The following is a 7,169-nucleotide window of genomic DNA, read 5'->3' as shown; positions in this document are numbered from 1 at the left end:
ATAATGTAACTTGCCGGATGGCGGCAGTATGGCTCTATAACCAGCTCGTTTTGCAGTGCCTCTACAAAGGTTTTTTCGCTGTAGTAGTAACCTACTTTTTTCATTAAGTAGTTTTTATTTTGCGGTATGTCTTTTGGGTTTAATCCCGCGGGGCGGGTGTACTTTAAAATGCCCGCGCTTTGGCAATAAGTTAAGTTTAACCCCAGTAGCGAATGAATTATGCGTATGCCTTGGGCGTTGCCTTCAAAATTACAAATATCGTGCGCTAGGTGCTTAAAAATAACCCCTATGCCGGTATTTTGCTCTTGGCAGCGCGCTGGTGTAACACTTGCTAAATTATTATTAAACCAGTGGTTTATGGCAGCTTCGCCAAAATGTCCAAAGGGTGGGTTGCCTATATCGTGCATTAGGCAGGCCATTTCTACTAGGCTTTCTAGCGGGCGCTCTAGTCCTTTCAAGCCAAATTCGGTTTGTTGTTCAAAGCTTAAATTTACAAAAATACGCTGTACTATAAAACGGCCAACTTGCTGTACTTCTAGTGAGTGAGTTAAGCGCGAGCGCACCGCTGCGTTTCGCTCTAGCGGAAAAACCTGGGTTTTTTGCTGCAACCTACGAATAGCTGCACTGTTAATTATACGACCGCGATCGCTTTCCATCGCCATTTGTAAATTTGCAGTCGTGCGATACATGCGCGCTGGGGTTATTTTTTTACTAAAGTCGATAGTCATCGGAGTCCTTGCTTAGTGGTGACGACTGGCAAAGTAAATGCGCGTTGTCATTCGTTTTAAATACTTACTTGTTAATATATACATCTAGACGAGTTAGGTACAGGTGCTTGTATCATTTAAGGCCTGGCAATTGTATTATAAAGCTATATTTTTCAGTATTTAACGCATTTTAATGTAGGCGAGTATTTGTAATGAAGTATGTATTTCTAAAGGCGATGATGTTGGCTCTTTTAGTGTTAACCAGCCAAGCGGCATATGCGGCAAAAGAGCAAACCGTTGTACTTATATCAATAGATGGCATGCGTTGGGATTATATAGAAAAACACGGTGCGCCTAATTTAAAAGCAATGGCTACTAAAGGTGTACGCGCGCAAAAGCTAATGCCTGTTTACCCAACAAAAACGTTTCCTAATCATATTTCTATTATTACAGGGTTGCTGCCGGTAAATCATGGCATTGTAGATAATAACTTTTGTGATAAAGCCCGTAAAAACGAGTGCTACAGCATGGGTAAAGGCATGCGCGATAGCACGTGGGTAAATGGTATTCCACTTTGGAATTTAGCAAAAATGCAGGGGCTAAAGTCGGCTACTTATTTTTGGCCGGAGTCGGATGCGCGCTTTAATGGTATGACGCCCGACTATTACTTTCATTATTCTAAATACAGTGAGTACCAAGGCCGTGTTGATCAAATAATACAGTGGCTAAGCTTACCTAAAGCGCAGCGCCCACGTTTTGTGGCAAGTTATTTTTCGCTTGTTGATAGCATGGGCCACGAGTTTGGCCCAGACGCACCGCAAACTCGTGATGCAGTAAAACAATTAGATGAACTAATGGGCCAATTACAAACCCGTTTAAGCAAGCTAGAGCAAGAGATTAACCTTGTTATTGTATCCGATCACGGTATGGCGCATGTAAACCCAGAGCAAAGTATTGATGTTTCTACATTGCCTAAAAACGATAATTTTATAGTTAAAAACACCGGCCCGCGGTTACTTATTTATGCAAAGCCTGCTGTAACAAGCGAGCAAATTGCAACTTACAAACAACGTTTGCAACAAGCCGCAAACGGGCGTTATACGGTATTAAACGACGAGCAATTAGCGGCATATCACTACAATAAAGGCACTCGTGTGGGCGATATTGTTGTGCAAACTAATGCGCCAGCGGTATTTACTAACGAAGGCAAAGCAATGTACTTAGGTACTCATGGCTATGCCTATACCGATGATATGGCGGCTACATTAATTGCAGTAGGGCCTGCTTTTAAACAAGGGCTAAGCCTTGAAAAGGTAAATAATCTTGATATTTACCCGGTACTTGCCAAAGTAATGGGGCTTAAGCTTTTAAGTAAAGTAGATGGCGACGGTAAAACGTTAATGCCTGCTATTAAACAAAAAATAGTAGTGCATTAATTAGCTGCGCGCTTTTAGGCTTTTAGTGACTTAACCTTGAAAGATCAACAAACCTTAAGCCAAATAAAAAAGAGCGCAAATGCGCTCTAAAGGGAAATAATTATAAAAGGGCTATATACAGCCTGCTTTAAATCACTTACTTAAAGTTAGCAATGCTTGTTTTAGTGTCGGTAACCGTACGAATAGCATACGCTTGGTTAGTTACACCAAAAGCCAAGCCATTTACGCTCCAATTAGGGTTAGAGAAGTAATCGTATTGCGTTGCGCTACCGTAAACGTGCGGGTAGGCCATAATGCTGGCAAATTCGTTTTGTACGCCGTGGCCCATACCATCAACATACACACCGCCCGATGTATCGCCTTGTTTACGTGAGTGCGCTAGGCCTTGGTTATGACCAAGTTCGTGTACAAACGTAGTGGCACCACAATCAATAGCTGTAATAGAGTACATACGGTCGCTCATTGAGCTGTATAAATTACCGTTAGTGCCTTGGCCAACCCAAGCTAAACCACACGAGATTAAACCATTACCCGCACTTTGGCCGGTACCAAGTACGGCAACCATGTCGGCTTTCCAGCTAGTGCGTAAACCATCTACGTAGCTGCTGTTAGTTACCGCATCTAACCAATCTTCAGACGGTGTAATTGCGTAATCGCCTAGGTTTTCTGTGCCCGCTAATCGCAGTGTAATGTCTACCCCATTTTGGCTATAAACCTGGTTACTAAAGGCGATCAGCTGGTTTATTTTAGTGTTTATATTACTCGTAGCTGCGGCCGATTGGTCGGTATATAAAATACCAATATCAATTGTTACTGCCTGTGCTGCACTGGTTGCAAATAGCGCGCTGGCAATGGCTGCCGTAGTGATTAGTTTTTTCATTTTTATATTTCCTTACTTATGTAGTGGTTGGAAGTTTTACTGCTGATTGATTTAGTTGGGTTACTGCGTGTTGGGTTGTTCAGTTTTTTTTGGGGCAAACATATCTATGGTTTTATCTGTTTTTGGTGTGGGCGCATCTACGTGATGCTCTATGTGGTTTTGGTATAAATCGCGTTTTGCTGCAATCCAGCCATATTTACCTTTACTTTCAAAAACGTAATTGCCGCTAGGTGCGGTAAATTGCCCATAAATTGCATCGTTTCCTACGGTCATAACCGTGGTGTGTAGTTGCCCATTGGCACCAATAACTTGGCCAAATATGCTTTTATCGCCATTTGTAGCCTCTGATAACGAGGTGATTTCGGCGCTGTAGGTTTCAACGGTTTGCGGGATTGAAATATCAAACGAGTCGCCAGCTTCAAGGGTGTGTAACGTATTTAGGTCGAACTCTATGTAGGCTTCGTTGTTTAAATCGCTTGGTAGTACGTTGGCGTTGGTAAGTACCTCTTTAGCTTTTTCAGATACCTTGTTTATAGCTTCAAACTGGTTGCTCTGCGCTGGTGCCTCAATGGTTTTAGGTTTTACGTTAACGGGATCTTTACTCATATCAATGGGCTGTGGTGCTTTTTTATTTACTGCAAATTGAGAGTCAACGGGCACTATATCCACTGCAACAGACGCCGTTACCTGCTCAGGTTTTTCGGTATTAAATAGCAGCTTATAAATAGCAAATGCAGATAGACCAAGGGCAACAATTATTAAAATAGCGCGTTTCATTTGTTTCTCTTACGGGGTTTTTGGTTAACTAATTGTTACTTTTTATATCATATAGATAATTAGATCAAGTTAGCGGTGGCAGTATAAAAGTGCTAATTATTTATATTGTAAATGATTGTAAATAAACAATTTACCTATAATGGGTTTGATTTATTGAGCTAAAAAGGATGGGTTTTTATAGGGTTTTAGCGGGGTGCAAGCGTAAGCGAATAATTGTTTTTGTTTTTAATTTGGCAATGAAAGCTGTGATCTTTATAGGTAAAAAAAATTTTAAAATAATGAATATTTTTCACGCTTAATAGCGTAAACGCTAATTGCAAAGCGTAAATAGGCAACGTATGTTGTGGGCTTAAAAATCTAAAATTAAGAGGGATTTTATGACGTTTTCCGATCAGCTGCTTAATCGAGCAACCGCAGGGTTGGTGGCTGTTATTATTGGTTTTTCAAGTTCTATTGCGCTTATTTATCAAGTTGTTATAACCCTTGGCGGCACGCCCGATTTAGTCGCAAGCTGGCTTTTAATGCTAGGGCTGGTAATGGGCATAACCACTATTGGGTTGTCGTATTATTATAAAGTGCCCGTTTTAATTGCATGGTCTACCACTGGGGCGGCTTTACTTATTTCCAGCGCGCAGGGCTACCATTTAGGCGAAGCCATTGGTGCATTTATGTTTGCCGCTACATTGGTTTTTGTGTCGGGGGTTACCGGTTGGTTTGAAAAAATAATGAACCGTATACCGAGCGAACTTGCCTGTGCCATGCTGGCAGGCGTATTGGTCACCTTTGGTATAGATGTATTTAATTTTATGAATGAGCTACCACTGGTTATAGGCCTAATGGTGCTTATGTATTTTTTAGGAAAACGATTTTTTGCACGTTTTGCCATGCTTAGCGTTTTAGTTGCAGGCGTACTACTGGCGTGGCAAATGGGGCATATTGATACTGGCGCTATTCATTGGAAAATAAGTGAGTTTGCATACATAGCGCCGGTGTTTAACTTGCAAGCGTGTATAAGTATTGGCTTACCGCTTTATATAGTAACCATGACCTCACAAAACTTACCGGGTATTGCTGTACTAAAGGCTCATAATTATAAAGCGCCCATCTCGGCTACGCTTAACGTAACTGGTTTTATTAATATTTTAACAGCGCCGTTTGGTACGTACTCTATTAATTTAGCCGCTATTACTGCTGCTATTTGTATGAGCGACGAGGCCGATAAAAGCCCCGATAAACGCTATTGGGCAAGTATTGCCGCAGGCGTATTTTATATTGTTATGGCACTTTGCGCGGCAACGCTTGTTGGTTTAGTGGCAAGTTTGCCGCAGGCATTAATTTTAGCCTTAGCGGGTATTGCGTTGTTTGGCACCATTGCTAATAGCTTGCAGCAAGCTTTAAGCTCAGCTCAATACACAGAGGCTGCAATAGTTACGTTTTTGGTAACCGCATCTGATTTAACCATGCTCTCGGTGGGCTCTGCGTTTTGGGGAATAATTGCCGGCGTTTGTACGTTGATGATCACCCGTAAAAGTTAAATAAAAGTGCCTATGAATAGGTTAAAACAGGTAAAAGCGTTGCTTTTAAAACGCCAGCAAGCTGCACGTCTACAAGGTAATTTACCTCGGTGCTAATTTTGTCGGTAGGCGCGAAGCTTGCTCGCGCAAGATGTTAGTTGCTTCTCTAAAAGCGAAGCGTCTCTTAACCTCTTTGTGATTTATTGATCTTTAATACAAAAATGCACAAAGAGAAGGGAATGAGGAGTAAATGAGAAGTGAAAGTTGTAGGCGAGAAGCTTGCTCGCGCAAGATGCAAGTTACTTCTCTAAAAGAGAAGCGTCTCTAAACCTCTTTGTGGTTTATTGATCTTTAATACAAAAATGCACAAATAGAAGGGAATGAGGAGTAAATGAGAAGTGAAGTTTGTAGGCGCGAAGCTTGCTCGCGCAAAATGTTAGTTACTTCTCTAAAAGCGAAGCGTCTCTAAGCCTCTTTGTGCTTTATTGATCTTTAATACAAAAATGCACAAAGAGAAGGGAATGAGGAGTAAATGAGAAGTGAAATTTGTAGGCGCGAAGTTTGCTCGCGCAAGATGTTAGTTGCTTCTCTAAAAGCGAAGCACTTTTTAACCTCTTTGTGAATGCGTTGGTTTTATTTACGAGCTATCGCTCGTCACGCCAGCAAGCTGCGCGTCTACAAGGTAATTTACCTCGGTGTTAATTTTGTTGGTAGGCGCGAAGCTTGCTCGCGCAAAATGTTAGTTACTTCTCTAAAAGCGAAGCGTCTCTAAACCTCTTTGTGATTTATTGATCTTTAATACAAAAATGCACAAAGAGAAGGGAAAGAGGATTAAATGAGAAGTGAAGCTTGTAGGCGCGAAGCTTGCTCGCGCAAGATGTTAGTTGCTTCTCTAAAAGCGAAGCGTCTCTTAACCTCTTTGTGGTTTATTGATCTTTAATACAAAAATGCACAAAGAGAAGGGAAAGAGGATTAAATGAGAAGTGAAAGTTGTAGGTGCGAAGCTTGCTCGCGCAAAATAGTAGCTATGACATTTAATAAATACTTACCTTACAATCAAAAAAGCGGTGTTAAATTTAACACCGCTTTTTTACGTTAAGGCAATAAAGATGCGTTTAAAGCATTGGTTTTAGCACATCATATAAAGCGTTAATGTGGTCGTCTCTGTCGTTTAAAGCGGCTATATAACGGTACTTTTCGCCGCCTGCGTTTTCAAAAATTTCGCGGTTTTCTTCTTCAAGCTCTTCGAGTGTCTCTAAGCAATCGGCACTAAAAGCAGGGCTTAAAATTGCAACGTCGGTAATGTTTTCATCAGGTAACGATGCAAGCGTGGCGTCGGTGTATGGCTTTAACCATTCGGCTTTACCAAAGCGGCTTTGAAAAGTGCTAATTACTTTATCTTTATCAAGGCCTAGTTTTTCAACCACTAAACGCGTGGTTTGCAAACATAGGCAGTGGTAAGGGTCGCCTCTATCTAAAAATAGCTTTGGCATACCGTGATATGAAAAAACTAATTTTTGTGGCATGCCGTTTTTTTCTAAATCTTCGCTAATGCTGCTAGCTAATGAATCAATGTAAGCGGTGTTTTTGTGATAACCATTTACAAAGTGTAGCTCGGGCACCCAGCGCCATCTTTGCAATACTCTTGATACGGCATCAAATGTTGAGCCGGTGGTAGGACTTGAGTATTGCGGGTAAAGTGGTAGTACAATTATGCGCGTTAGGCCTTTATCGCGCAGCGCTTCCAGGCCCGCCTCTATTGAAGGGTTGCCGTAACGCATGGCCATAACAACTTCGGTATTGGTGTAACCTTGCTCTTGGAGTAGCGCGTTTAGTTTGTCGCGTTGCAGGCGGG

At 41.6% G+C, this 7,169-nt stretch carries 5 protein-coding genes and 1 pseudogene (1 of these 6 running past the window's edge); 2 read left to right on the top strand and 4 right to left on the bottom strand.

All coding sequences use genetic code 11. From position 1 onward, the window contains the following. A pseudogene (gene dgt, locus L650_RS0115860) lies at positions 1–728 on the bottom strand (dGTPase) (it extends 741 nt beyond the left edge of the window). Positions 729–919: 191 nt separating this feature from the next. Between dgt and L650_RS0115855 the strand changes: the two are divergent. Next, complete coding sequence (locus tag L650_RS0115855) at positions 920–2,143, top strand: alkaline phosphatase family protein (RefSeq protein ID WP_029773709.1); 1,224 nt, start codon at positions 920–922, stop codon at positions 2,141–2,143. A gap of 136 nt (positions 2,144–2,279) precedes the next feature. On the opposite strand, the gene L650_RS0115850 is transcribed toward L650_RS0115855, so the two are convergent. Both L650_RS0115850 and L650_RS0115845 read right to left on the bottom strand, forming a co-directional pair. Next, a complete protein-coding gene (locus L650_RS0115850; protein ID WP_004589607.1) occupies positions 2,280–3,023 on the bottom strand; it encodes a zinc-dependent metalloprotease family protein in 744 nt (247 codons plus the stop codon). 60 nt (positions 3,024–3,083) lie between these two features. Then, positions 3,084–3,800 carry a hypothetical protein gene (locus tag L650_RS0115845; protein ID WP_029773708.1) on the bottom strand — a complete coding sequence of 239 codons (717 nt, stop codon included), beginning with the start codon at positions 3,798–3,800 and terminating at the stop codon, positions 3,084–3,086. Positions 3,801–4,177: 377 nt separating this feature from the next. On the opposite strand from L650_RS0115845, the gene L650_RS0115835 reads away from it, so the two are divergent. Further along, positions 4,178–5,335, top strand: a complete 1,158-nt coding sequence (locus tag L650_RS0115835; RefSeq protein WP_004589605.1) for a benzoate/H(+) symporter BenE family transporter — start codon at positions 4,178–4,180, stop codon at positions 5,333–5,335. Positions 5,336–6,429: 1,094 nt separating this feature from the next. Here the strand turns inward: L650_RS0115835 and hemH are convergent. Next, the coding region (gene hemH / locus L650_RS0115825; RefSeq protein WP_029773115.1) for a ferrochelatase at positions 6,430–7,169 on the bottom strand (740 nt) is incomplete at its 5' end.

Origin of the sequence: Pseudoalteromonas sp. TB51 (assembly GCF_000498055.1) — a bacterium.
GTDB classification, from domain to species: Bacteria; Pseudomonadota; Gammaproteobacteria; order Enterobacterales; family Alteromonadaceae; genus Pseudoalteromonas; species Pseudoalteromonas atlantica.
The sequence above is the reverse complement of the archived record's forward strand: the minus strand, read 5'-3'. Positions and strand labels throughout refer to the sequence as shown.

What these genes read in the sequence shown, in the direction of transcription:
- L650_RS0115855 (WP_029773709.1), top strand. Translation starts at nt 920, where the DNA reads ATGAAGTATGTATTTCTAAAGGCGATGATGTTGGCTCTTTTAGTGTTA.
- L650_RS0115845 (WP_029773708.1), bottom strand. Translation starts at nt 3,800, where the DNA reads ATGAAACGCGCTATTTTAATAATTGTTGCCCTTGGTCTATCTGCATTT.
- L650_RS0115835 (WP_004589605.1), top strand. Translation starts at nt 4,178, where the DNA reads ATGACGTTTTCCGATCAGCTGCTTAATCGAGCAACCGCAGGGTTGGTG.
- L650_RS0115850 (WP_004589607.1), bottom strand. Translation starts at nt 3,023, where the DNA reads ATGAAAAAACTAATCACTACGGCAGCCATTGCCAGCGCGCTATTTGCA.